Annotated in this window: 1 protein-coding gene; it reads left to right on the forward strand. The window is 60.7% G+C overall.

Annotated elements, in window-relative coordinates:
• Nucleotides 1-72: 72 nt before the first annotated feature.
• A protein-coding gene (locus RHODMAR_RS26785; protein WP_086000293.1) for an IS3 family transposase occupies nucleotides 73-1,226 on the forward strand; the annotation gives its coding sequence in 2 pieces (ribosomal slippage) (nucleotides 73-355 and nucleotides 355-1,226; 1,155 coding nt in all).
• The last annotated feature ends 43 nt before the right edge of the window (nucleotides 1,227-1,269 follow it).

Genomic DNA, 1,269 nt, shown 5'->3' on the forward strand with positions numbered 1-1,269 from the left:
CACGGGACTGCCCCAGCTTTGGTTGACATCTGATCTGTGAGGATCGCTCCTCACGGTGGAAGGATGTTCACCATGCCGAAAGCATTTCCCGAGGAGTTCCGCCGCGACGTCATCGCCGTCGCACGCGAGGGCGAGGCCCCGTTGCGTCAGATCGCGAAGGACTTCGGAATCTCCGAAGGTTGCCTGCACCGCTGGCTCAAGATTGCCGATCGTGAAGACGGCGTCGTCCGTGACGGCCGGCAGAACCCTGGTGACGAGTCCGCTGAGCTGCGGGAGCTAAAGAAGCGCAACCGGCTGCTCGAGCAGGAAAACGACGTTCTGCGGCGAGCCGCCGCCTATCTGAGTCGAGACATACTCCCAAAATGATCTACCCGCTGGTCCTCGACCTTGCTGGCGACGGAGTACCCGTCACAGTGACCTGCCGGGTTCTCGGTTTCTCAACCCAAGCGTTCTACAAATGGAAGAAACAGCCAGTCACGCAACGAGATTGGGATGATGCGCATCTGATCAACATTGCTCGTGAGATCCACGACGACGACCCCGCATTCGGCTACCGCTTCATCGCAGACGAACTACCCGACCGCGGGATCACCGCCAGCGAGAACCGGGTCGCGCGGTTGTGCTCACAAGAACGCATCTGGTCGGTGTTCTCGAAGAAGCGAGGCCTGAACAGGAAGGCCGGCCCGCCGGTCCACGACGACCTCGTCGACCGTCAGTTCACCGCACGGGCCGCGGACGAGCTGTGGCTGACCGACATCACCGAACACCGCACCGACGAGGGCAAACTGTATCTCTGCGCGATCAAGGACGTCTGGTCGAACAGGATCGTCGGCTACTCGATCGACTCCAGGATGAAGGCCTCGTTAGCGGTGTCAGCATTGGATAATGCTGTGGCGCAAAGAGGCTCGGAGGGGACTATCGTGCATTCGGATCGCGGTAGCCAATTCCGATCCAGGAAGTTCGTACATGCACTGTCGCGCAATGGGTTACGAGGTTCTATGGGGCGGGTCGGGGCGTGCGGTGACAACGCCGCGATGGAGTCGTTCTTCGCACTCGTGCAGAAGAACGTCCTCGACCGCCAGCGGTGGTCGACCCGCGAGCAACTACGGCTGGCGATCGTGACATGGATCGAAAAGACCTATCACCGCAAACGCCGTCAACGGCGCCTCGGCAAGCTCACCCCTATCGAGTTTGAGACAATCAACCGGACCGCACACGCGGCCTGAATCGCTCAACCCCACTAGTCAACTGAAGTCGGGGCAGTCCCGA

The organism is Rhodococcus sp. AW25M09 (genome assembly GCF_000333955.1).
GTDB lineage: Bacteria > Actinomycetota > Actinomycetes > Mycobacteriales > Mycobacteriaceae > Rhodococcoides.